The sequence below is a fragment of the Citrobacter sp. TBCS-14 genome (assembly GCF_005280805.1).
In the GTDB taxonomy this organism is placed as follows: Bacteria; Pseudomonadota; Gammaproteobacteria; order Enterobacterales; family Enterobacteriaceae; genus Citrobacter; species Citrobacter gillenii.
Map to the genome: position 1 here is coordinate 564,250 of NZ_SZWM01000185.1, position 21,153 is coordinate 585,402.

A 21,153-nucleotide genomic window follows, 5' to 3' on the forward strand; every position below is an offset into this window, starting at 1 on the left:
AGTTGGCCAGCATGGCCGCGATACCGTCAACCATTATTTACACATTATAAACTAAGCTATTTCAATTCCGATAAATTGCCTGACTTCAGTAACATGTTGTAGATTGAGTTTGCGGGCGATCACTCCCACTCGCGAATAAACCGTCTTGTTATTCGCATTAAGAAATGTTGCCACTGCAGATATATTCGAATGCTGCGCAACTGCAATAGCAATCTTCTTCTCTTTTTCAGTCATCATGGAAAGTTCCTGCACCCTGGCTATATAATCTTCAATATCTGTCCAGGTCATCGAGCGGCCATTCTTGATACAACACAATATTTCACTCAAACCATCATCTCGATCAAAAGCTGTAATAGGTGCCAGAACCTTAGAATGAACGCTAATACCTTTCATCAGAAAGACATTCTGTTCAATATCCATATACTCAATAACATCCAATAACTCACCAAACGAATAAAACGAGTCGATATCAACAATGCATATTTTGTAGTTAAAATCACACTTTTTAAGCACATATCTAAATGCTAATTTTATATATGTGTTTTTCGACAGAATTTTATACCTCATAACAACAATACAACTCATTAACAATGAAAGCAGATAAAAACCTTTGTCTGAAAGACTTAAAGAGACCATCAAAAACCTGAGTTGTTCTCCCGAGTGGTCTGGTGATTGTCATTGTGTTGCTCCTTATACGCACTAACTCAGGCGTGGCGAGAAGTGTGAACGTTAGAGACACGCCCTCAGCTAAAACCGTTCAGTCCTTACTCATTTACTTATACGACTAATCCTAACAACTCAATGCCGCAATAAGATACTTGTATCGAAAATTTAAGCATTTACAGACACATAAACTTAAATACAGTTAAAGTACAAACAATTTAACTACGAAAATGTGAGGGCTATCTAAATGTGCTATCATGCCAACATCAATGCTGATAAGAAAACAGCACGAGGAATGCAGGTGGTTTAAGCCATTATGTCACCATGAGGCACGGAGAGGCGGGAATGGTTTATTTGATTGATAAACGGATAAAATATCGTACTGAGGATGGCTCAATATGGCCGTTGGGCGATGAGGAATCAACTGTCATTTTGACCCTCACCATGAACCGACTCCTGGCATGTCTTCTTAATCGCCATGGACAAGTCCTGACCCGTAATGAACTGCTTGATGATGTTTGGGATGCCCATGGTCTGCGTTCATCAAATCATACACTGAATAAATACATATCCGAACTCAGAAAATGTTTTTCCCGTTTAGGTATTTCTGCCGAATGTATTACGACCGTACCCCGGGTTGGTTTTATGTTCAGCCGTAATATTGACGTCCAGATTATCGATAATGATATTCCTGAAAGCCTCTCTCAGTCTGAAACGGTATTGCAACAGGAAAACACCCTACAGATAAGCAAACAAGCAGAAGAAAGCCGTAGCGATCTGGTAGAAAAAAAACAAACACCCTATCAGCGATTCAGATACACAATATTATCGTTAATTATTGTAATAATGAGCATTATCATGTTAACAGAGAAATACTGGTATCCCGAGAACCGAACCGCAGACATAAAAGATACCCCGAGATATTTTTTATTTAACTATGAAACGTGTCCAGTCTACACCATTCAGAAAAATTCAATTTCACTTACAGAGAAGAAAAAAAGATTGTTTCTGGAACTCGTTAGACGAGAAAATATATCATGTCTTACCGGTGCTTCTTTTACTTACCATGCTTCTGAATCTTATTTGTATGGTAAAGAAGGGCGTGTATTTATTAGTCGCTGCACCTCTAAAGATAGAAACTATATATCTTGCCTGAACTATTACTGGAGCGGTCATGAAAGTAATATATAAACAAAAATGGCTGTTCCCCTTTATGCTGTTATTGCTATTAGCATTCTCATTTTACAGATTTATATTCAATCGATACCAGACTCCCGGTTTAGATATTAACTGTGCAACAATTATACATTACGATCATCTAGATCCCATCTTTATCTCTACTATTGAAATGAACTTTCGTCTGGGTAAGGATCACAATGGTAAAGTAATATTATCAGGAAATATCAAAACGGGTAGCAATGTACAAACCATCTCGCGAATGGCCGTGTTTGATTATGAAATAACCTCCCCAAACGAGATTTCAATCTATAATGTGGAATATATGAAGAACGCGCGCGATACCGCAAACGATGAGTTATTTAGAAATAGCTTCTTTTATGCTCAGAAAGGAACAAGTAGACAAATGCACCTGAGTCCGTCAGGTAATGCGTGGTTAATCGGAAACCTGCAGTCACCCTTTGCGTTATGTGTAAATAAAGAGGGATAACTACGCGTTCCCTCCTCCTGCGCAATCGTTTTCCTTGGCGGTGAATTATGCTATTCTCTGTGGCCTCTAACGCAGTGTGAAGCACACCCACAGGAGTTTTCAGACGCATGTCTTCCCGCAATAATCCGGCGCGTGTCGCCATCGTGATGGGGTCCAAAAGCGACTGGGCTACCATGCAGTTCGCCGCCGAAATCTTCGAAATCCTGAATGTCCCGCACCACGTTGAAGTGGTCTCTGCCCACCGCACCCCCGACAGACTGTTTAGCTTCGCCGAAAGTGCTGAAGAGAACGGCTATCAGGTGATTATTGCAGGCGCAGGCGGCGCAGCACATCTGCCCGGTATGATTGCCGCCAAAACGCTGGTACCGGTATTAGGTGTTCCGGTGCAAAGCGCAGCGCTGAGCGGCGTAGACAGCCTGTACTCCATCGTGCAGATGCCGCGCGGTATTCCGGTGGGCACGCTGGCGATTGGTAAAGCGGGCGCGGCGAATGCGGCCCTGCTGGCGGCACAAATTCTGGCGACACACGATAAAGAACTGCATCAGCGTCTGCATGACTGGCGTAAAGCACAGACCGACGAAGTACTGGAGAACCCGGACCCGCGAGGTGCGGCATGAAGCAGGTTTGCGTACTCGGCAACGGTCAGCTAGGACGCATGTTGCGCCAGGCCGGTGAGCCGCTGGGAATTGCGGTCTGGCCCGTCGGGCTGGATGCCGAACCCGCTGCCGTTCCCTTTCAGCAAAGCGTGATTACCGCCGAGATTGAACGCTGGCCGGAAACCGCACTAACCCGCGAACTGGCGCGCCATCCGGCGTTCGTCAACCGTGATATTTTCCCGATTATTGCCGACCGTCTGACGCAAAAACAGCTGTTTGACAAACTGAAGCTGGCTACCGCGCCGTGGCAGCTGTTGGCAGACAAAAGCGAATGGTCTGCGGTATTTGAAACGCTGGGAGAGCTGGCGATCGTCAAACGCCGCGTCGGCGGCTACGACGGTCGCGGGCAGTGGCGTTTACGCGCCCACGAAACAGAACAACTGCCGGATGACTGCTACGGCGAGTGTATCGTCGAGCAGGGTATTAACTTCTCCGGCGAAGTATCGCTGGTTGGCGCCCGCGCCCACGACGGCAGCACCGTCTTCTATCCGCTGACTCATAACCTGCATCAGGACGGCATTCTGCGCACCAGCGTCGCGTTCCCGCAGGCCAATGCCAAACAGCAGGATCAGGCCGAGGCGATGCTGTCTGCCATCATGCACGAGCTGGGCTATGTTGGCGTAATGGCGATGGAGTGTTTTATCACCCCGGAAGGCTTGCTGATCAACGAACTGGCCCCGCGCGTACACAACAGCGGACACTGGACACAGAACGGCGCCAGCATCAGCCAATTTGAACTTCACCTGCGCGCCATTACCGACCTGCCGTTACCTGTGCCGGTGGTGAACAGTCCGTCAGTGATGGTGAATTTAATTGGCAGCGACCTGAATTATGACTGGCTGAAACTGCCACTGATGCATCTGCACTGGTATGACAAAGAGGTGCGCGCAGGTCGTAAGGTTGGTCACCTGAACCTGACCGACAACGATACCGCTCGCCTGAGCGCCACGCTGGAAGCACTGATTCCCCTGCTACCGCCGGAATATGCCAGCGGCATTATCTGGGCACAGTCCAAACTGAAATAAGCCATTAATGCCGGGGAATGGAATTTGTCCTTCCCCGGCCCCTCCTCTGGCGCGTAAAATCCCCTCCATTGCTGTTTTGTATTTTCAGGATTGAACATGAACGATGGAACGGACTATCGCGCGATTCTGCTCGCCGGTACGCCCTTAATCGATGTACGCGCCCCCGTTGAGTTTCAACAAGGTGCGATGCCGGGTGCAATCAACCTTCCCCTGATGAACGATGACGAACGTGCCGCGGTCGGGACCTGTTACAAACGTCAGGGACCGGACGCTGCACTGGCACTGGGACATCAGCTTGTGAGCGGTGACATCCGCCAGCAGCGAATGAATGCCTGGCAAGCGGCCTGTCGCCAACACCCTGAGGGAATTTTATGCTGCGCACGCGGCGGTCAGCGTTCACACATTGTGCAGCAATGGCTGCGTGAATCCGGCATTGACTACCCGCTGGTCAGCGGCGGTTATAAAGCCCTGCGTCAGGCTGCGATACAAATAACTGAAGAGTTGGTGCAAAAACCAATTGTCTTAATTGGCGGCTGTACCGGCAGCGGTAAAACGCAGTTGGTGCAATTGCAGCCAAACGGCGTGGATCTCGAAGGTCTGGCGCACCATCGCGGCTCTTCTTTTGGTCGCACGGTTGAGCCGCAACTGAGCCAGGCCAGTTTTGAAAACCTGCTGGCGGTCGAGATGCTGAAAACCGACAGCCGTCAGGACCTGCATCGCTGGGTGCTGGAAGATGAAGGCCGCATGATTGGCGCCAATCATTTGCCCGAGTGCTTGCGCGAGCGCATGACTCAGGCCACGATTGCGGTGGTCGACGATCCCTTTGAACTGCGCCTCGAACGACTGCGTGAAGAGTATTTCGTGCGCATGCACCACGATTTCACCCAAGCGTACGGGGAAACCCAGGGCTGGCAGGAATACAGCGAATACCTGCACCACGGTCTGTTCGCCATCCGCCGTCGTTTAGGGTTACAACGTTTTGCGGAACTGACCGAGCTGCTCGACGTCGCGTTGAACGAGCAACAGGCCAGCGGCAGCACCGACGGTCACATGGGCTGGCTGGTGCCGTTACTCAACGAATATTACGATCCGATGTATCGTTACCAGTTAGAGAAGAAAGCCGCGAAAATTGTCTTTCGCGGCACATGGCAGGAGGTGAATGACTGGGTTCAGACGCATTAATGCCGGTCGCGCTTATCCGCGCGTTTCGCCAGCCAGTCGCCCAGCACCTGAACAACCTGTACCAGAATAATCAGCGCCACCACGGTGACGATCATGACCTGGGTTTCGTAGCGGTAATAACCGAAGCGAATCGCCAGGTCACCAACGCCGCCGCCACCAACAATCCCGGCCATCGCGGAATAGCCGATCAGGCTGACCAGCGTTATCGTCAACCCACGCAGCAGGCCGGCACTGGCTTCCGGTAACAGCACCGTACAAATGATGCGCATCGGGCTGGCGCCAAAGGCCTCCGCCGCTTCAATAATGCCTTTATCGACCTCGCGCAGGGCGCTGTCCACCAGTCGGGCATAAAATGCAATCGCCGCTACCGACAGCGGTACCGACGCCGCAATCGGCCCGATGGTATTGCCGAGCAGAAACTGAGTTAACGGCAGCAGCAGCACCAGCAGGATCACAAACGGCACCGAACGGATGATATTCACCAGCACGGAGCTGAGCAGATACACAAAACGGTTCTGCCAGAATAAATGACGGTCGGTTACGAAGATTAAAAAACCCAGCGGCAGGCCGCCAACAATTGCCAGCACCGTTGAGATGCTCAGCATCTGGAAGGTTTCATTGAACGCCAGCGTCAAATCCGGCAATAAATCATCCACGAATCACCTCCACCTGTGCGGTACGTTGACGAATGTGCTCCACGGCGACATCGACCGCCGCAGGATTATGCGGCGCGGTCAGTTGCACCACCAAAATCCCCAGCGCCCGCTCGCCAATATATTCAATTTTGCCGTGTAGGATATTCACTGCCACGCCAAATTTCACCGCCACCTCGGACAGCACCGGCTGTTCTGCCGAATCGCCAATAAACAGAATTTTTAACAGCTGCCCCGGCAAATGTTGCCGCAGGCGATCCGGTAGCGTCAGGTTGAGCGTGTGTGATACCAGCTGTTGGGTAAACGCGTGCTGCGGATGGGCAAAAACATCAAACACCTCGCCGGATTCCACCACCTTGCCACCGGACATCACCGCCACGCGATCGCAGATAGATTTGATCACGTTCATCTCGTGGGTGATCAGGACGATCGTGATCCCCAGTTGGGCGTTGATCTGCTTGAGCAGTGCCAGAATGGTAGCGGAGGTTTCCAGATCCAGCGCCGAAGTCGGTTCATCGCAGAGCAGCACATCCGGGTGGTTGGCAATCGCACGGGCAATACCCACACGCTGCTTTTGCCCGCCGCTGAGCTGCACCGGATAACGGTTGGCCTTATCAGACAAACCCACCAGCGCCAGGATCTCCGTCACGCGTGGGGCAATTTTACTGCCCTCCCAGCCTGCAGCCTTCAGGCTGAAGGCCACATTTTGCGCCACGGTGCGGGTATGCATCAGGTTAAAGTGCTGGAAGATCATGCCGATACGCTGACGCGCCTTGCGTAATTGACGTCCCTCAAGCGCGGAGATTTCCACGCCATTCACTTTTACGCGTCCCTCGCTCGGGCGCGTTAAGGCGTTCAGGGTACGCAGCAGGGTACTTTTTCCCGCGCCGCTGGTCCCAACAATACCGAATATCTCGCCTGCGCCGATCCGCAGGCTGACGTCATCCACCGCGCGGGTTGACGGCCCACGGCCTGCGGTAAAGTCCACGCAAACCTTCTCTATCTCAATCATAGCCACCTCAGAAATGCGAAAAGGGCAGTCATCGCTGCCCTGTTAACCCATTGGCGCAGCGATTACTGGGCTGCCGACATCCATTCCGGTTTCTGGAAGGCGCTGTAAATATTTTTCGGGTCGTCAATCACCGCGCGATAAGCCGGTGATTTCACCGCCTCAACAATGTCTTTGGCGAACGGTTTATCCGCATCTTCACTGCGTACCGCGATGATGTTTTTCAGGTTTTCATCCAGGTGCTCTTGCTTCAACGCACTCGCGAGATCCAGTTTTGCGGCAACGGCGAAGTTACCGTTGACCAGCGCGCCGGTCACGCCGTCGAGCGTACGCGGCAACTGCGCAGCTTCCAGCGGTTTGAAAATCAGCCCTTTCGGGTTGCTGGCGATATCACGCTCGGAAGCTTTAGTGGGATCGATATTATCTTTAATGGTGATCAAATCGATAGATTGCAGGAAGCGCAGCCCGCGAGCCAGGTTGGTGGGATCGTTGGAAAGCGTAATCACGTCCCCTTTTTTCAGCTCATCCAGGCTTTTGATTTTATGTGAGTAGAACCCCATTCCGGCCGTCGGGACCACAATCAGTTTGCTCAGCTTCAGGCCTTTGTCGGCAGTGAATTTGTCAAAGTACAGCGAGTGCTGGAACAGGTTAGCGTCAATGCTACCGTTGGAAAGCGCCATATTGGGCTGGACGTAGTCGCTGAATTCGCGCACCACCACCTTGTAGCCCTTTTCTTTCAGCGTCGGGGCAATAGCCTGTTTTACCATGTCACCATACGGACCCGGCGCGACGCCGAAAACGATAGTCTGTGGATCGCTATTGGCGTGAGCAAACTGTAAGCCGCAGGCCAGTAATAATGCTCCGGTCGCGATGCGTAAATTGTGGCGCAATCCCATAATCTCTCCATTTTAACGTTGTGATGTGGTATCTCACGCCGTTCATGCGGCGTTGTTGTTGTTGACCTGCCTAACAGGCTGATTGTTAACATGACACAGATCACAACCTGCTGTCCTTGAAATTATTTCATGATGTTGCAGAGTGTGTAATTGAAGGGGAAGGCATGAAAAAAGCCGGATGGCGGCACAAGCACCTTATCCGGCCTACAAATAACTCGATTACGCTGCTCTCGTAGGCCCGATAGCACACGCGCGTCGGGCATTCCGTTTGGCAGGTGTTCGATTAGAAATCGTAACGCAGACGCACCAGGTTCATGTCGCCCAGGTTGTCGGTGCTGGAGGTAAAGACGTGTTCGTAATCTACACGGAAGCCGTAGTCCAGCTGGAAGCTGATCCCCACACCGTTGTCGGTGCGCAGGTAGTTACGGCCATTCACGTATTCAATACGATCGCCCATAAAGTAAGGCTGAACGGATTTCAGCGCATACTGACCAACCGGGAAAGTGTAACCGGCAAAATATTCCAGACCCCACGCGTCACCGGCAAAATAGTCGTTAACCGACACTTTCTTGGTGGTCATGAAGTTTTGATACCAGCCGCCCCCCAGGGAGAAGGTCCAGTTGTCCGGTTTCCAGCTCAGCGCAGTACCCACGATGTTCTGATCGTACGTTTTGCTGCCATTGCCGCGCATTTCCGCACGGGTGTAGTTCCACGCCGTACCCCAGGTTAAGTCATCGGTAATGTGGTAATCGGCACCCAGCGAGCCGCCGCCTTTACGTTTGTAGCGCAGACCGTTGTTCGGGTTGTAATCATCGCTGAAAAGATAAGAGGCATAGAGATCTACATCGCCCACGGTTTTCTTATACTTCAGTGATTTACGCGTACGATATGAACCATCGTAGTCGCCATTAATCCCGTTACCTGGTGCCTGACCGATCATGTCGTAGTCCCAGATATCTGTTTTCGCACCGACCACATCATAGTAAATGCTGTTCTGTTGACCGAAGGTCAGCGTACCCCAGGTCGCGCTCTTCAGCCCGGTGTACAACATACGACGCGTGGTGTCGTTGGCGCCGTCTGCATGGTGATTATCCCAGTCGAACATCGCCGGGAAGTTAACGCCCAGTTCGTAGTAGCTCACCCAACTGATGTCATCAAACAGATAGTAGTCTGCGGCAAAGCGGAAACGGGTACCGCCATCGAAACCGTTACGCTTGTAGCCATTCTTGCCATCGTCGCCCGCCATGTTCTGGAACTGGGGACGGATACTGCCACCGACGGTGAAGTTAAGACGGCTCAGCGGATTACCCGCCTGCGGATCTTGTTTCAGGACGGTGATTTCCGCCTGGGCGGCGAACGTCGTTAATGCCACTGCTGCGCCGATCGATACCGCCAGCGCTGTTTTTTTTATAGTCATGGATTGTTTTACCTTGATAGATAGCCCGCCAATTATTCAGCACGCAAATATTAACGTTTATTAATACTCGCGTGTTGGCGGGTTTTTATTGTTCCGTGCGGTTAAATATCAAGGAGTTATCAATTTGTGCGGGATAAACGAAAAATACGCACCGGTGTAAAAACCGGTGCGTAATCATCACTAAAATGAATTAATTGTTAAACTGACGAAACAGGGCCTTGCCTTTTAGCAGACGTGCGCCGAGCCACCCACCGCATAATGAGAGCAGCAACGCCCCGCAAACCGGTAAGATGACCCACAGCCGCCAGTCAGGCTCCCACGGGAAATCAAACACGCGGGTTTGCAGAACCGCCAGCGCGGTTTCTGCGCCAATGGCCGCGACCAGGCCGGAGACCATCCCCAGCATGGCGAACTCGCACCAAAGCGTGGTGCGCAGCAATTTCTTGCCCGCCCCCAGCGTCCGCCAGACCACCAGTTCCTGATGCCGCTGACGCATGCCGACCTGCACCTGTGCCAGCAGCAGCAGCATGCCACAAGCGGTAACCAGCACCACCATCACCTCCAGCGCCCGGCTGACCTGTTCAAGCACCTGGCCAACCTGTTTGAGGATCGCGCCGATATCCAGCAGGCTGATGGTCGGAAACTCGCGGTTAAGCTGCGTCAGCATGCCGTTGCCATTTTCCCAACGGAAGCTGGTCAGCCAACTTTGCGGCTGCCCGTCCAACGCGCCCTGCGGGAAGATAAAGAAGAAGTTAGGCCGCAGGCTTTCCCAGTCCACCTTACGCAGGCTACTGACCGTAGCGCTGAAATCCTGGGTGTCACCCATAAAGGTCACGCGATCGCCAAGTTTGACGTTCAGTCGCTTCGCCAGCCCTTCTTCCATCGACACTTCACCTGCTTTTGGCGGCCAGCTTCCGGCGGTTAACGGGTTATGATCCGGACGGGTATCCTGCCAGGTCAGGTTCAGTTCGCGGTTTAGCGACTCATCCTGATTGCCTTCGGTTGCCTTGTCATTGATGGCGGTCAGACGCGCCCGCACAATCGGGTAGAACGACTCAGGGATCACCTGATGCTCGGACAGGAACGCCTTCAGCGGCCCCACTTGTTCAGTGGCAATATTGATGAGGAAGTAGTTCGGGCTTTCCGGTGGCATTTGCTGCTGCCAGCGGTCGAGCAGATCGCCCCGTAACACCAGCAACAGCGCCAGTAGCATAAAAGAGAGCGAAAAGGCCGACAGCTGACTCAGCGTTGACCACGGCTGGCGCAGTAAGCGACTGACCGCCAGACGCAGCGGCAGCGAGGTGAGCGTCAGGCCGCGCAGCAGGTTGAGCAGCATCCAGCCCAGCACGCCGCACAGCAGCGCCAGCACCACCGCACCGGCCAGCACCGCCCACAGCAGCATGCTTCCGCCCATCAGCCCGGCCAGCAGCGCAACCACCACGATCGTCGCCACGGGCAAATAGATCTTCAGCGGCCAGACGTTGGCCACCACGTCGCGGCGCAGCACCCGCAGCGGCTGCGTGGCCAGCAGCAGACGATAGGGACGCAGCCCGACCAGCAGTGAAATGACGGTCATGGTGCCGAACGCCCACAGCCACGGCCACAGGCTGGCAGGCGGCAATTCACCCGGTAAAACGGGCCTGAGCAGCAGCACCAGTATGCGTTCAAACAGCAGACCACACGCCCCGCCGGTGATACCGGACAACGCCAACACCATCAGCCACTGGCCGACAATCAGCTTGCGTAGCTGCGCCCTGCCCGCACCGAGCGTTTTTAGTATCGCCACCAGATCGTAGCGGCTGCGGCAGTAATGATTCATCGCCACGGCAACGGCGGCAACCGCCAGCAGCAACGTTAACAGTGCTGACAGCAGCAGGAACTGTTGCGAGCGTTCGAGAGATTTCCCCAACGCGCCTTCATCTTGTTCCAGCCCGTACCAACGCTGCTCCGGTTTTAACTGCGGCAACAGCCACTTTTCATAATCTTCCAACTGCTGCGGCGTGCCGCCAAATTTATAACGCCAGGTCACACGGCTTCCAGGCTGGACGGCCCCCGTTTTTTCGACATCGGCAAGATTCATCATCAGACGCGGTGCTATCTGAAATGGGTTAAACCCGGAATCCGGCTCCTGTACCACCTCGCCAGCAATACGCAGCGTGGCGTCCCCGACATCAATGGCATCACCGATTTTCAAATTGAGCAGCGCCATCAGACGCGGGGCCAGCAGCACTGAACCGGGCTGCGGTTTCAGCCCTGGCGGGTTGGTTTGCAGCGCGCCATACAGGGGGTACACGTCATCCACCGCTTTGACGTTCGCCAGTTGCGGAGTATCGGCGGCAAAGGTCATGGTGGCGAAGGTCAGCTGTTCGCCCACCTTCAGGCCGCGCTGTCGCGCCTCGTCAATCCAGGCTTTCGGCACGTCCCGCGAGCTTTGCAGCGCCCGGTCGCCCGCCATAAATTCGCGGCTTTGCTGGCTCAGCCCTTTTTCCATGCGGTCACTGATATTCCCCAGCGCCAGCACGCAGGCCACCGCCAGGCTGAGTGCCAGCCAGACAATTAATAATGAGGGCGAGCGCCATTCGCGCCAGAACCAGCGTGCAATCATGCCTCCTCCTGTAGCAGCCCGTTAACCAGACGTAAACGCCGGTCGCAGCGCGCCGCCAGCTGCGGGTCATGCGTGACCAGAATCAGGGTGGTGCCGTGTTCACGGTTGAGAGAGAACAGCAGATCGGCAATTTTGTCTCCAGTTTGCCGGTCGAGGTTGCCCGTCGGCTCATCGGCAAACAGCACGTCCGGGCGTCCGTTAAACGCCCGCGCCAGCGCCACACGCTGCTGCTCCCCGCCGGACAGCTGGGCCGGAAGGTGGTCAAGGCGTTTGCCTAACCCCAATTGCTCCAGCAAAGCTTTGGCTCCAGCCTGACTGCTGCCACTGTTTTCCCCGCGCAATAACGCGGGTAGTTCGACGTTCTCGAGTGCGTTGAGGGTCGGAATGAGCATGAAGGACTGAAAGACAAAGCCGACATGCTGCGCGCGCAGCTGCGCCCGGGCTTCTTCGTCCATACTGTGCAACGGTTGCCCGACCAGGCTGACTTCGCCGCTTGTGCCATCGTCCAGCCCGGCGAGGATCGCCAGCAGCGTGGATTTCCCCGAACCCGACTCACCAATCAGCGCAATGGTCTCGGCGCGTTTGACAACCAGTTCAACTCCGGTAAGGATGGATAGCTCCTGATCACCCTGACCGACGGATTTCTTAAGATGATGAACTTCAACAATGTTTTCCGCTGGCATTTGCCCTTCCTGTTCCTGGTTCTGTTAACTTTCCGCGCCGCCGCGGCGGACACGTTATTAATTTTGGGTGACAGCCTGAGTGCCGGATACCGAATGTCGGCCAGCGCAGCGTGGCCAGCGCTGCTGCATGACAAATGGCAAAACAAAACATCGGTGGTGAATGCCAGCATTAGTGGCGACACCTCACAACAGGGCCTGGCGCGTCTGCCCGCATTACTGCAACAACACCAGCCACGCTGGGTGCTGGTCGAACTGGGCGGCAATGACGGCCTGCGCGGGTTTTCACCTGCGCAAACTGAACAAACCTTGCGTAAAATTTTACACGACGTCAAAGCGGCAAAGGCCGAACCGCTGCTGATGCAAATTCGTCTGCCAGCCAACTACGGTCGCCGTTATAATGAAACCTTTAGCGCAGTTTATCCAAAGCTCGCCAGCGAGTTTGATATTCCTCTGCTGCCCTTTTTTATGGAAGAGGTCTATCTGAAACCCCAATGGATGCAGGATGATGGTATCCACCCTAATCGTGACGCCCAGCCGTTTATTGCCGACTGGATGGCGCAACATCTCACACCTCTAGTAAATCACGACTCGTAAAACAACGGAGATCCTGACAGGTAAAGTTATGCAAAAATCGGTCTTAATAACAGGATGTTCCAGTGGAATCGGCCTGGAAAGCGCGCTTGAGCTAAAGCGCCAGGGTTTTCAAATTCTGGCAGGCTGCCGCAAACCCGACGATGTCACACGCATGAACGGCATGGGATTCACCGGCATCTTGCTGGATCTGGACTCTACAGAAAGCGTGGATCGCGCAGCCGATGAGGTGATCGCCCTGACCGATAATCGTTTGTATGGGATCTTTAATAACGCCGGATTCGGCGTGTATGGCCCGCTGCCGACCATCAGCCGTGAGCAGATGGAACAGCAGTTTTCCGCCAACTTCTTTGGTGCGCATCAGTTGACCATGCGCCTACTGCCCGCCATGGTGCCCCACGGCGAAGGGCGTATTGTGATGACGTCATCGGTGATGGGCCTGATCTCCACGCCGGGACGTGGGGCCTATGCCGCCAGCAAATACGCGCTGGAAGCCTGGTCCGATGCACTGCGTATGGAGTTACGCCACAGCGGCATCAAAGTCAGCTTGATTGAACCCGGCCCTATCCGCACCCGTTTCACCGAGAACGTTAACCAGACACAGAGCGATTCCCCGGTAGAAAACCCCGGTATTGCCGCACGGTTTACGTTAGGACCTGAGGCCGTGGTCGCCAAAGTGCGTCATGCTTTTGAGAGCGATAAACCGAAACTGCGCTACCCCGTCACCCTGGTGACCTGGGCAGTCATGCTGTTAAAGCGCCTGTTGCCAGGTCGCGTAATGGACAAAATTTTACAGGGCTGAGTTGAAGCCAGCGCGTCTGCCCCCATGTAAAAACAAATCGACGAATAGAGAGTGACTCCATGTCCGTACAAAATATTGTCAATATTAACGAATCTAACCTGCAGCAGACCCTTGAACTGTCGATGACCACGCCGGTCCTGTTCTATTTCTGGTCTGAACGCAGCCAGCACTGTCAGCAATTGACGCCGGTGCTGGAAAGCCTGGTCGCGCAGTACAACGGTCAGTTTATTCTCGCCAAGCTGGACTGCGACGCCGAGCAGATGATCGCCTCGCAGTTTGGCCTGCGTGCCATCCCAACGGTGTATCTATTCCAGAACGGTCAGCCGGTGGACGGTTTCCAGGGTCCGCAGCCGGAAGAGGTGATCCGTGCGCTGCTCGAGAAAGTCCTGCCAAGTGAAGAAGAGCTGAAAGCACGCCAGGCCATCGAATTCATTGAAGCTGGCAACCACGCTGACGCACTGCCGCTGCTGAAAGAAGCCTGGCAGATGTCCAACCAGAGCAGCGAAATTGGCCTGCTGCTGGCAGAAACGCAAATCGCCCTGAACCGCTCCGACGATGCCGAAGCGGTGCTGAAAACCATTCCGTTACAGGATCAGGACACCCGCTATCAGGGTCTGGTCGCCCAAATTGAACTGCTTAAGCAGGCAGCGGACACGCCGGAAATCCAACTGTTGCAGCAGCAGGTAGCAGACAACCCGCAGGATGCCACACTGGCCACCCAACTGGCGATCCAACTGCATCAGGTCGGACGTAACGAAGAAGCGCTGGAGCTGCTGTTCAGCCACCTGAGAAAAGATCTTGCTGCCGCTGACGGCCAGGCGCGTAAGACCTTCCAGGAGATCCTCGCCGCATTGGGCACCGGCGATGCGCTGGCGTCGAAGTATCGTCGTCAGCTGTACGCGTTGTTGTACTAATCCGCGTGATGTTGCCCGATGGCGCTTGCGCTTATCGGGCCTACAAATTCTACAAATACCGATCCCGTAGGCCGGATAAGGCGGTAGCCGCCATCCGGCTTCACATTACGTCTTCTTCAGATGCGTTACGACTAATTGGTGACGCGAATTATAGAACTTCCGATAGGTTAAATAGCAGGCGATAATGGTCGACAGGCTGGCGGTAGAAAGCAGCATGAAGGTCACCATAATCTGATATTTGATCGCTTTTACCGGATCGATACCGGCAAAGATTAACCCCGACATCATCCCCGGCAAGCTCACCAGACCGACGGTTTTCGCGGAATCAATGGTTGGGATCAACGACGCACGAATACTGTCGCGAATTAACGGCGCGGAGGCAATCTTCGGCGTGGCGCCGAGACTCAACTTTTCCTGAATTTGCTGCTGTTCGCTGTTAAATCGCTGGCCCAGATTGTTATAACACAGCCCGACCGCCACCATCGCGTTGCCCGCAACCATGCCGGAAATCGGGATCACCTGCATCGGCGTGAACGCAATGGAGCCTGACAGCACCAGTACCGCCAGCGTCAGTCCGGCCCCTGCCGTTATTGCAATAAACGACGAGATAAAGGCGTTGCCGATATATTTACTGCGTTTTTGCGCGTTATAGGCGGCGTTAAGACAGATAAACAGCACCATCAATAAGGTCAGAATACTGTGATTCACGCCAAAGATATATTTCAGCACGTAGCCGACGATAATAAGCTGGATAACCGCCCGACATACGCTCCAGAGAATATCTTTTTCCAGCGCCAGTTTTTCTTTATGGCTAATCAGAATAGCCACCACCACCAGCATCATCGCTAATGCCAGCGACTCATTGGTAATATTATGCTCGTTCATTGCGTGTTTCCTGCATTTCTCCGGCATGCGGTTGGAGGGTTATGACATTATCCGCATGATTAATTTCATCTTTGTCGTGCGTCACCCACAACACCGCCATATTTTTCTCGCGAACGTAGCGATGTATAAGCTCATTTACATTCCGCTTATTGGTTTCATCCAGCGCGCTGGTGATTTCATCGAGCAGCAGAATTTTGGGCAAAAACTGCAAATTACGAATGAGCGAGACGCGTTGCTTTTCACCGCCGGACAGTTCATTGATGCCTTTTTTGAGGATCGTCTCGGGCAGCTCAAAGCGCGCCAGATCGTCGAGAAATGCCTCTTCTTGTGGGTGTTTATGCCGAATTTGCCACGGAAAAATGAGATTGTCGTAAACGGTGTCGCCAAACAATGCGGGGGTTTGCGCACAATACGAGACCTGCTGTCGATACGCTTCGGGTTTGAGCGTGGATATCTCCTTTCCCTCAAAGAGGATCTCACCGTTGCTTGGGCTAATTAACGAGGCCACAATCTTCAGCAATGTGCTTTTACCGCAGCCGGATGGGCCTGTTATAAGCTTAAATTCCCCGGCGTGGAGATTAAAACAGATATTATTGAGAATCTTCGTGTTACCCGCCTGCCAGCCGACATCGTTGAGCTGGAGCAAAATACTGCTTTCTTCCATTATCATTCCCTTTTCACCGCTTTCGTGCAGACAGTCTATCCCTGTAATTTATTATTGGGGAGCCACCTTGATAAATCGGGTATAATTTGACTTATCAGGCAGTAAAGGACAGCGTAACAGGAGGTTTTATCGATGCTCATTTTCATCCCCATTCTCATTTTTGTCGCGCTGGTGATTGTTGGCGCAGGCGTCAAAATCGTCCCTCAGGGATACCAGTGGACGGTGGAACGCTTTGGTCGTTACACCAAAACCCTACAGCCAGGCTTAAGCCTCGTGGTACCGTTCATGGACAGGATTGGTCGTAAGATCAATATGATGGAGCAGGTTCTCGATATCCCGTCGCAGGAAGTTATCTCCAAAGATAACGCCAACGTATCCATCGATGCGGTGTGCTTTATTCAGGTGATCGATGCGCCAAAAGCGGCGTATGAAGTCAGCAATCTGGAACTGGCGATCATCAACCTGACGATGACCAACATCCGTACCGTTCTCGGCTCGATGGAGCTGGACGAAATGCTTTCCCAGCGCGACAACATCAATACGCGTTTGCTGCATATCGTTGATGAAGCCACCAACCCGTGGGGCATCAAAATTACCCGTATTGAAATCCGCGATGTGCGCCCACCGGCCGAGCTTATCGACGCCATGAACGCCCAGATGAAAGCCGAACGAACCAAGCGCGCCTATATTCTTGAGGCCGAAGGGATCCGCCAGGCCGAAATCGTCAAGGCCGAAGGTGAGAAGCAGTCGAAAATCCTGAAAGCGGAAGGTGAACGCCAGTCCGCGTTCTTGCAGGCCGAAGCGCGCGAACGTTCCGCCGAAGCTGAAGCCCGTGCAACGCAGATGGTGTCTGAGGCCATTGCCGCCGGGGATATTCAAGCCGTGAACTACTTCGTGGCACAGAAATACACCGAAGCGCTGCAACAAATCGGTTCGTCCAATAACAGCAAAGTGGTGATGATGCCGCTGGATGCCAGCAGCCTGATGGGCTCCATTGCCGGTATTAGCGAACTGATTAAGGACAGCGCCAGCGAGCGGAACAAATCATGATTGCGATGATTCTGGTTCATCCACACCTCTTCTGGCTCAGCCTCGGCGGTCTGTTACTGGCCGCTGAGATGTTGGGCGGCAACGGCTATCTGCTGTGGAGCGGTGTGGCGGCAGTCATCACCGGTCTGGTCGTCTGGCTATTGCCGCTCGACTGGGCATGGCAGGGCGCGATGTTCGCCGTCTTAACGCTGCTGGCAGCCTGGCTGTGGTGGAAGTGGTTGGCAAAGCGTGTGCAGGAACAAAAACCGGCAGACAGCCATCTCAACCAGCGCGGACAGCAACTGGTCGGCCGCCGGTTTGTGCTGGAAACGGCGCTGGTGAACGGGCGCGGACATATGCGCGTGGGAGACAGCTCCTGGCCGGTCAGCGCGCGTGACGATTTGAGTGCAGGAACACAGGTTGAGGTGATTGCCGTTGAAGGCATTACCCTGATTATCAGAGCCTTATAACCCACATAATGACAGGAATAAAGATTATGGTCAGGAAGACATCCCTCGCCTTTGCCGTGTGTACCTTGCTGGCGGGTGCCCCACAGGCATTCGCCTCTTTTGATATGGAAGATTGCAAATGGAGCGATGCGAGCTGTCTGCTGAAAGGCATCCCGGTACTCAGCCCGGAAAACGACACCCGTGATAACCTGCTGCGTCTGTTGAGCCAGGAAAAATCATTCACCCTGCCGGTGCAGTCACTGCCTGCGGATGTTACCCGCTCCCGCGATTACTATTTTGCATATCATCCACAGTGGGATGAAATATCTCCGCCGCCAGCCGACGCCCCAGTGCAAAGCAAAGATGATGCGCTTGCCCGCCAGATGGCCGAACTGCAGATTACCGTCGAAGAGACAAACGCCGACGACGCAGAGCATGAGAACCGCCATGTGTCGAATACGACAGCCAGCGTCAGCCAGTTCTTTGCCGCACTGCTGGCGGATACTACGTTAACAGCTGAACAACGCCAGGCGTTAGCCCGGGCACGCCTGGGACTACTGTCCGGCGCGAGCGCTGAGCAAATTACATCCTCGCTTGCCACCATCCCTGCCGACGCCTCTGCGCAACAATACAAAACCTATCTGATCGCCGCCGCCCGTTTCTATGAAGGCGACTACGTCACTGCCGAACAGGATTTCACGCAGCTAGCCACCAGCAGTAGTCCGTGGCTGGCAGAAACCGCGCAATACATGCTGATGCGCACCGCGTTGAACAAGAGCAGTCAGAACAGCATTGGCCAATTCGGCGATTTTGATATCGCAAAAATTAACCGCGAAGACGCTACTCAGGCTCAAACGCTGGCGCAGGCCTATCTGCAGCGATTTCCCCAAGGGCTGTACGCCGACTCCGCACGCGGCATGCTGCGCCGGATTAACTGGTATTTGCAGGCATGGCCGCCGCTGGCTGGGCTGTATGAACAAGCCTTCCAGCAGACAACCGACGCACAGCAGCTGCGCGATACGGTCATCGAATACGATAATGTTTTCGGTATGCAATTCTTTGAAGGCCCCGTGGTGGAGGCCTTCCCCGACGCGCCGCTGGTCAGCTATATCGAGTTGCTGCGCGCGCTGCGTCTGAACAACGACAACAAACCGACGCTGACGCAGGCCCAGCTTGATGCCAGCAAACCGGTGTTTGAAAAGGGGGGCAAACTCGCCCTGTGGCAGGATCTACAGCTGAATCTGTGGATGGCAACGGGCAATTACGCGGCCATTGTGCAGGCGGTGACCCCGGCGCAAAAACTCCCCGCACACGACATTCTCGCCTTCAGTGAGCAGGTGATGTACGGCGAAGCGCTGATGGGGCAACAGCAGTGGCCCGCCGCCCGCGCGTTCTGGCAGCAGCTACTGAAAATCAGTCAGGACCCCGAACAGCAGCAGTATGTACAGGCCAAGCTGGCGGCAACGCTGGTTTACAGCGGCGACATTGCGTCTATTTTCGCCCCGGACAGCGCGGTGACGAACCTGCGTTTTCGTTCGCAGGTGTTAAAAGCACAGGCAACACCAGAGCTGCTGCGCCAGCAGGCCACTCGCGGCCCCAGCAACGAAGAACGCACCATCGCCCTGCATACATTGTTGGTACGCGATCTCACCGAGAATCGTTTTAGCGACTGGTTGAATGACAAAAAGCTGGCTGGCGCGATTACGCCACCGGTGATTGGCGAGTCGTTTGCTGATGTGAATCTGAGTACCTTTGACTGGAACGGCGACGCCGCCCAGGCCGGTTACACCTGCCGTAGCCTCGATGAAACGGTCACTGTGCTAAGCAAAAAAGCGGATGATGCCCACGCGCTGAACTGTCTGGGGGAATTCTTCCGTACTTCGCAAACCCATGTGGATCTGCAGGCAGACAGTGCCGGTAACGACGTGCTGGGCACGGCCATCTCACGCAAAGAGCCGTTCGGGCAGTTTGACCGCCAGCGTTATTATCAGCAGGTGATCGCTTCCCCCAACGCAGAAGTCGAAGACAAGAGTTTTGCGCTGTACCGGGCCATCATGTGCTATGCACCATCGGGTTATAACGAATGCGGCGGTGAAGAGGTGGACAAGTCGCAGCGTAAAGACTGGTACACACAGTTGAAGACGCAGTATCCAGGAAGCCCGTGGGCGCAAAAACTCAAATACTACTGGTAATTGCGCTGCTGAGCGGACAGGCTCAGGCCGCAGAAACGGTAGCTGCCCGTGAACATCAGGCCTTTTGGTTATGGTCCGGGGTAAAAGCCAGCGACGAGCTGCGGGACGCGCAAACGGTGTATCTGCACCAGGGGGAAGTGCTGACCCGCTCGGGCCAGGTGGTTTTTCAGCGTCTGGGTCTGCCGGTCAGCCGCCTTACCTTTCCGTCAATTTGGCTGACCGTGCGTTTTACTACCCTCGACGTACCGGATGCGATCCCGGCACGTATCGTGCGGCTGTTGCAGCGCTGGCAGGCCGCAGGCAACCACGTGGTCGGTCTACAGGTTGATTTTGACGCGGCAACCCATCAGCTCGCCGATTACGCCCGATTTCTGCAACAGCTGCGCCAACAGCTGCCGCCGGAGTTCGCTCTTGGGGTAACCGGACTGCTGGACTGGGCCAAGACCGGCGATGTCGCCACGCTGAATGCGCTACCGGTTGATGAACTGGTGGTGCAAAGCTATCAGGGACGTCACACGGTAGCCAATTATCAGGCGTATCTGCCCGCACTCACCCGGTTACGCATTCCGTTTAAGCTCGGGCTGGTACAACACGGTAGTCGGGATGTGCAGGCGGAAGCGCAGTTGGAGACATCACCGTGGTATCGCGGCACGGTGGTCTTTATGCTGCAACCGCCTCGCCTTTAGGCCTTCGCTTTGTGGTGGCAGCAGCCGGAGAGATTATCGATGATCGGGCATTCGGCGCTGTCATCGCCGGGACAGCTGTCCGCCAGCGCCAGCAAATGTGTGCGCATCGCCTGGAGTTCGTTAATGTGCCGCTCAATGTCCGCCACTTTTTCCAGGGTGCGCTTTTTCACATCTGCGCTGTGGCGTGCCGGATCGTTAAACAGGTTTACCAGCTCACCGCACTCTTCAAGGTTAAAGCCAACCTGCCGCGCCTGACGCAGCAACGTCAGTTCGTTCAGATGTTGCTGCGTATAGGTGCGGTATCCGTTTTCGCTGCGCAGCGGCGGCGTCACCAGCCCTTTCTCTTCATAAAAGCGGATAGCTTTACTGGTTAAACCGGTTTTTTTAGCAACATCGGATATATTCACATCTTCCCCCTTGACCTTCCCCTTGATGGAAGGTTTAACCTTTATAACAGTTAGTCAAAACGATTGCCAAGGTCAATAA

22 protein-coding genes are annotated in these 21,153 nt (G+C 54.1%); 12 read left to right on the forward strand and 10 right to left on the reverse strand.

Going from position 1 to position 21,153, the window contains the following annotated elements:
- Positions 1–51 precede the first annotated feature (51 nt).
- Positions 52–420, reverse strand: coding sequence for a hypothetical protein (locus FDX22_RS11345; RefSeq protein ID WP_146717211.1), 369 nt, complete (start codon positions 418–420; stop codon positions 52–54).
- Between the two features lie 588 nt (positions 421–1,008).
- Here FDX22_RS11345 and FDX22_RS11350 point away from each other — a divergent pair.
- The 5 genes from FDX22_RS11350 to mnmH all read left to right on the forward strand — a co-directional run bounded on the left by FDX22_RS11350 (position 1,009) and on the right by mnmH (position 5,192).
- Complete coding sequence (locus tag FDX22_RS11350) at positions 1,009–1,854, forward strand: winged helix-turn-helix domain-containing protein (protein WP_117342275.1); 846 nt, start codon at positions 1,009–1,011, stop codon at positions 1,852–1,854.
- The gene (locus FDX22_RS11355; RefSeq protein ID WP_135912434.1) at positions 1,838–2,329 is read left to right on the forward strand and encodes a hypothetical protein; all 492 of its coding nucleotides are present in this window, start codon (positions 1,838–1,840) and stop codon (positions 2,327–2,329) included. The genes FDX22_RS11350 and FDX22_RS11355 overlap by 17 nt, the downstream gene beginning before the upstream one ends.
- A 107-nt stretch (positions 2,330–2,436) precedes the next feature.
- Entirely contained in the window at positions 2,437–2,946 is a 510-nt protein-coding gene (purE, locus tag FDX22_RS11360) for a 5-(carboxyamino)imidazole ribonucleotide mutase (protein ID WP_096758002.1), read from the forward strand.
- Positions 2,943–4,010, forward strand: coding sequence for a 5-(carboxyamino)imidazole ribonucleotide synthase (gene purK, locus FDX22_RS11365; RefSeq protein WP_146717212.1), 1,068 nt, complete (start codon positions 2,943–2,945; stop codon positions 4,008–4,010). Before purE ends, purK begins: the two co-directional genes overlap by 4 nt.
- Positions 4,011–4,106: 96 nt before the next feature.
- Positions 4,107–5,192 (forward strand): tRNA 2-selenouridine(34) synthase MnmH, encoded by a 1,086-nt coding sequence (gene mnmH, locus FDX22_RS11370; protein WP_135912436.1) that lies wholly within the window; start codon positions 4,107–4,109, stop codon positions 5,190–5,192.
- Here mnmH and FDX22_RS11375 read toward each other — a convergent pair.
- From FDX22_RS11375 to ybbA, 6 genes are all read right to left on the reverse strand, one after another.
- Positions 5,189–5,848: a methionine ABC transporter permease gene (locus FDX22_RS11375; protein WP_005125237.1), complete on the reverse strand. Its 660-nt coding sequence runs from the start codon at positions 5,846–5,848 to the stop codon at positions 5,189–5,191. The genes mnmH and FDX22_RS11375 overlap by 4 nt on opposite strands.
- On the reverse strand, positions 5,841–6,857 hold the full coding sequence (sfbB, locus tag FDX22_RS11380; RefSeq protein WP_146717213.1) for a virulence-associated ABC transporter ATP-binding protein SfbB: 1,017 nt from the start codon (positions 6,855–6,857) through the stop codon (positions 5,841–5,843). Before sfbB ends, FDX22_RS11375 begins: the two co-directional genes overlap by 8 nt.
- A gap of 62 nt (positions 6,858–6,919) precedes the next feature.
- The gene (locus FDX22_RS11385; RefSeq protein ID WP_096758006.1) at positions 6,920–7,750 is read right to left on the reverse strand and encodes a MetQ/NlpA family ABC transporter substrate-binding protein; all 831 of its coding nucleotides are present in this window, start codon (positions 7,748–7,750) and stop codon (positions 6,920–6,922) included.
- 283 nt (positions 7,751–8,033) lie between these two features.
- On the reverse strand, positions 8,034–9,167 hold the full coding sequence (locus FDX22_RS11390) for a porin (protein ID WP_117342152.1): 1,134 nt from the start codon (positions 9,165–9,167) through the stop codon (positions 8,034–8,036).
- A 190-nt stretch (positions 9,168–9,357) separates the two neighbouring features.
- Positions 9,358–11,772: a putative ABC transporter permease subunit YbbP gene (gene ybbP / locus FDX22_RS11395; RefSeq protein WP_117342151.1), complete on the reverse strand. Its 2,415-nt coding sequence runs from the start codon at positions 11,770–11,772 to the stop codon at positions 9,358–9,360.
- Entirely contained in the window at positions 11,769–12,455 is a 687-nt protein-coding gene (gene ybbA / locus FDX22_RS11400; protein ID WP_137362755.1) for a putative ABC transporter ATP-binding protein YbbA, read from the reverse strand. The genes ybbP and ybbA overlap by 4 nt, the downstream gene beginning before the upstream one ends.
- On the opposite strand from ybbA, the gene tesA reads away from it, so the two are divergent.
- Genes tesA through FDX22_RS11415 form a run of 3 tightly spaced genes read left to right on the forward strand, consistent with a single transcriptional unit; the run spans position 12,423 to position 14,762 of the window.
- Positions 12,423–13,049, forward strand: a complete 627-nt coding sequence (gene tesA, locus FDX22_RS11405) for a multifunctional acyl-CoA thioesterase I/protease I/lysophospholipase L1 (RefSeq protein ID WP_115259981.1) — start codon at positions 12,423–12,425, stop codon at positions 13,047–13,049. The genes ybbA and tesA overlap by 33 nt on opposite strands.
- 28 nt (positions 13,050–13,077) lie before the next feature.
- Positions 13,078–13,848 (forward strand): SDR family oxidoreductase, encoded by a 771-nt coding sequence (locus tag FDX22_RS11410; RefSeq protein WP_146717214.1) that lies wholly within the window; start codon positions 13,078–13,080, stop codon positions 13,846–13,848.
- Between the two features lie 59 nt (positions 13,849–13,907).
- Entirely contained in the window at positions 13,908–14,762 is an 855-nt protein-coding gene (locus tag FDX22_RS11415) for a co-chaperone YbbN (RefSeq protein WP_146717215.1), read from the forward strand.
- A gap of 105 nt (positions 14,763–14,867) precedes the next feature.
- Here FDX22_RS11415 and fetB read toward each other — a convergent pair whose 3' ends face one another.
- Entirely contained in the window at positions 14,868–15,647 is a 780-nt protein-coding gene (gene fetB, locus FDX22_RS11420) for an iron export ABC transporter permease subunit FetB (RefSeq protein WP_146717216.1), read from the reverse strand.
- A complete protein-coding gene (fetA, locus tag FDX22_RS11425; protein ID WP_137362753.1) occupies positions 15,634–16,311 on the reverse strand; it encodes an iron ABC transporter ATP-binding protein FetA in 678 nt (225 codons plus the stop codon). Before fetA ends, fetB begins: the two co-directional genes overlap by 14 nt.
- A gap of 132 nt (positions 16,312–16,443) precedes the next feature.
- Between fetA and FDX22_RS11430 the strand changes: the two genes are divergently transcribed.
- From FDX22_RS11430 to FDX22_RS11445, 4 genes are read left to right on the forward strand one after another with little or no spacing between them, the layout of a single operon-like run.
- Positions 16,444–17,361: an SPFH domain-containing protein gene (locus FDX22_RS11430; RefSeq protein ID WP_096758014.1), complete on the forward strand. Its 918-nt coding sequence runs from the start codon at positions 16,444–16,446 to the stop codon at positions 17,359–17,361.
- Positions 17,358–17,810 (forward strand): NfeD family protein, encoded by a 453-nt coding sequence (locus FDX22_RS11435; protein ID WP_117342146.1) that lies wholly within the window; start codon positions 17,358–17,360, stop codon positions 17,808–17,810. The genes FDX22_RS11430 and FDX22_RS11435 overlap by 4 nt, the downstream gene beginning before the upstream one ends.
- 26 nt (positions 17,811–17,836) lie before the next feature.
- Positions 17,837–19,981: a hypothetical protein gene (locus FDX22_RS11440; RefSeq protein WP_146717217.1), complete on the forward strand. Its 2,145-nt coding sequence runs from the start codon at positions 17,837–17,839 to the stop codon at positions 19,979–19,981.
- Positions 19,951–20,667: a DUF3142 domain-containing protein gene (locus tag FDX22_RS11445; protein WP_146717218.1), complete on the forward strand. Its 717-nt coding sequence runs from the start codon at positions 19,951–19,953 to the stop codon at positions 20,665–20,667. The genes FDX22_RS11440 and FDX22_RS11445 overlap by 31 nt, the downstream gene beginning before the upstream one ends.
- On the opposite strand, the gene cueR is transcribed toward FDX22_RS11445, so the two are convergent.
- The gene (cueR, locus tag FDX22_RS11450; RefSeq protein ID WP_096758018.1) at positions 20,664–21,074 is read right to left on the reverse strand and encodes a Cu(I)-responsive transcriptional regulator; all 411 of its coding nucleotides are present in this window, start codon (positions 21,072–21,074) and stop codon (positions 20,664–20,666) included. The genes FDX22_RS11445 and cueR overlap by 4 nt on opposite strands.
- Positions 21,075–21,153: the final 79 nt, after the last annotated feature.

Coding starts and splice junctions, on each gene's coding strand:
- FDX22_RS11345 (WP_146717211.1), bottom strand. CDS start 420: ATGGATATTGAACAGAATGTCTTTCTGATGAAAGGTATTAGCGTTCAT.
- FDX22_RS11350 (WP_117342275.1), top strand. CDS start 1,009: ATGGTTTATTTGATTGATAAACGGATAAAATATCGTACTGAGGATGGC.
- FDX22_RS11355 (WP_135912434.1), top strand. CDS start 1,838: ATGAAAGTAATATATAAACAAAAATGGCTGTTCCCCTTTATGCTGTTA.
- purE (WP_096758002.1), top strand. CDS start 2,437: ATGTCTTCCCGCAATAATCCGGCGCGTGTCGCCATCGTGATGGGGTCC.
- purK (WP_146717212.1), top strand. CDS start 2,943: ATGAAGCAGGTTTGCGTACTCGGCAACGGTCAGCTAGGACGCATGTTG.
- mnmH (WP_135912436.1), top strand. CDS start 4,107: ATGAACGATGGAACGGACTATCGCGCGATTCTGCTCGCCGGTACGCCC.
- sfbB (WP_146717213.1), bottom strand. CDS start 6,857: ATGATTGAGATAGAGAAGGTTTGCGTGGACTTTACCGCAGGCCGTGGG.
- FDX22_RS11385 (WP_096758006.1), bottom strand. CDS start 7,750: ATGGGATTGCGCCACAATTTACGCATCGCGACCGGAGCATTATTACTG.
- FDX22_RS11390 (WP_117342152.1), bottom strand. CDS start 9,167: ATGACTATAAAAAAAACAGCGCTGGCGGTATCGATCGGCGCAGCAGTG.
- ybbP (WP_117342151.1), bottom strand. CDS start 11,772: ATGATTGCACGCTGGTTCTGGCGCGAATGGCGCTCGCCCTCATTATTA.
- tesA (WP_115259981.1), top strand. CDS start 12,423: ATGATGAACTTCAACAATGTTTTCCGCTGGCATTTGCCCTTCCTGTTC.
- ybbA (WP_137362755.1), bottom strand. CDS start 12,455: ATGCCAGCGGAAAACATTGTTGAAGTTCATCATCTTAAGAAATCCGTC.
- FDX22_RS11410 (WP_146717214.1), top strand. CDS start 13,078: ATGCAAAAATCGGTCTTAATAACAGGATGTTCCAGTGGAATCGGCCTG.
- FDX22_RS11415 (WP_146717215.1), top strand. CDS start 13,908: ATGTCCGTACAAAATATTGTCAATATTAACGAATCTAACCTGCAGCAG.
- fetB (WP_146717216.1), bottom strand. CDS start 15,647: ATGAACGAGCATAATATTACCAATGAGTCGCTGGCATTAGCGATGATG.
- fetA (WP_137362753.1), bottom strand. CDS start 16,311: ATGGAAGAAAGCAGTATTTTGCTCCAGCTCAACGATGTCGGCTGGCAG.
- FDX22_RS11430 (WP_096758014.1), top strand. CDS start 16,444: ATGCTCATTTTCATCCCCATTCTCATTTTTGTCGCGCTGGTGATTGTT.
- FDX22_RS11435 (WP_117342146.1), top strand. CDS start 17,358: ATGATTGCGATGATTCTGGTTCATCCACACCTCTTCTGGCTCAGCCTC.
- FDX22_RS11440 (WP_146717217.1), top strand. CDS start 17,837: ATGGTCAGGAAGACATCCCTCGCCTTTGCCGTGTGTACCTTGCTGGCG.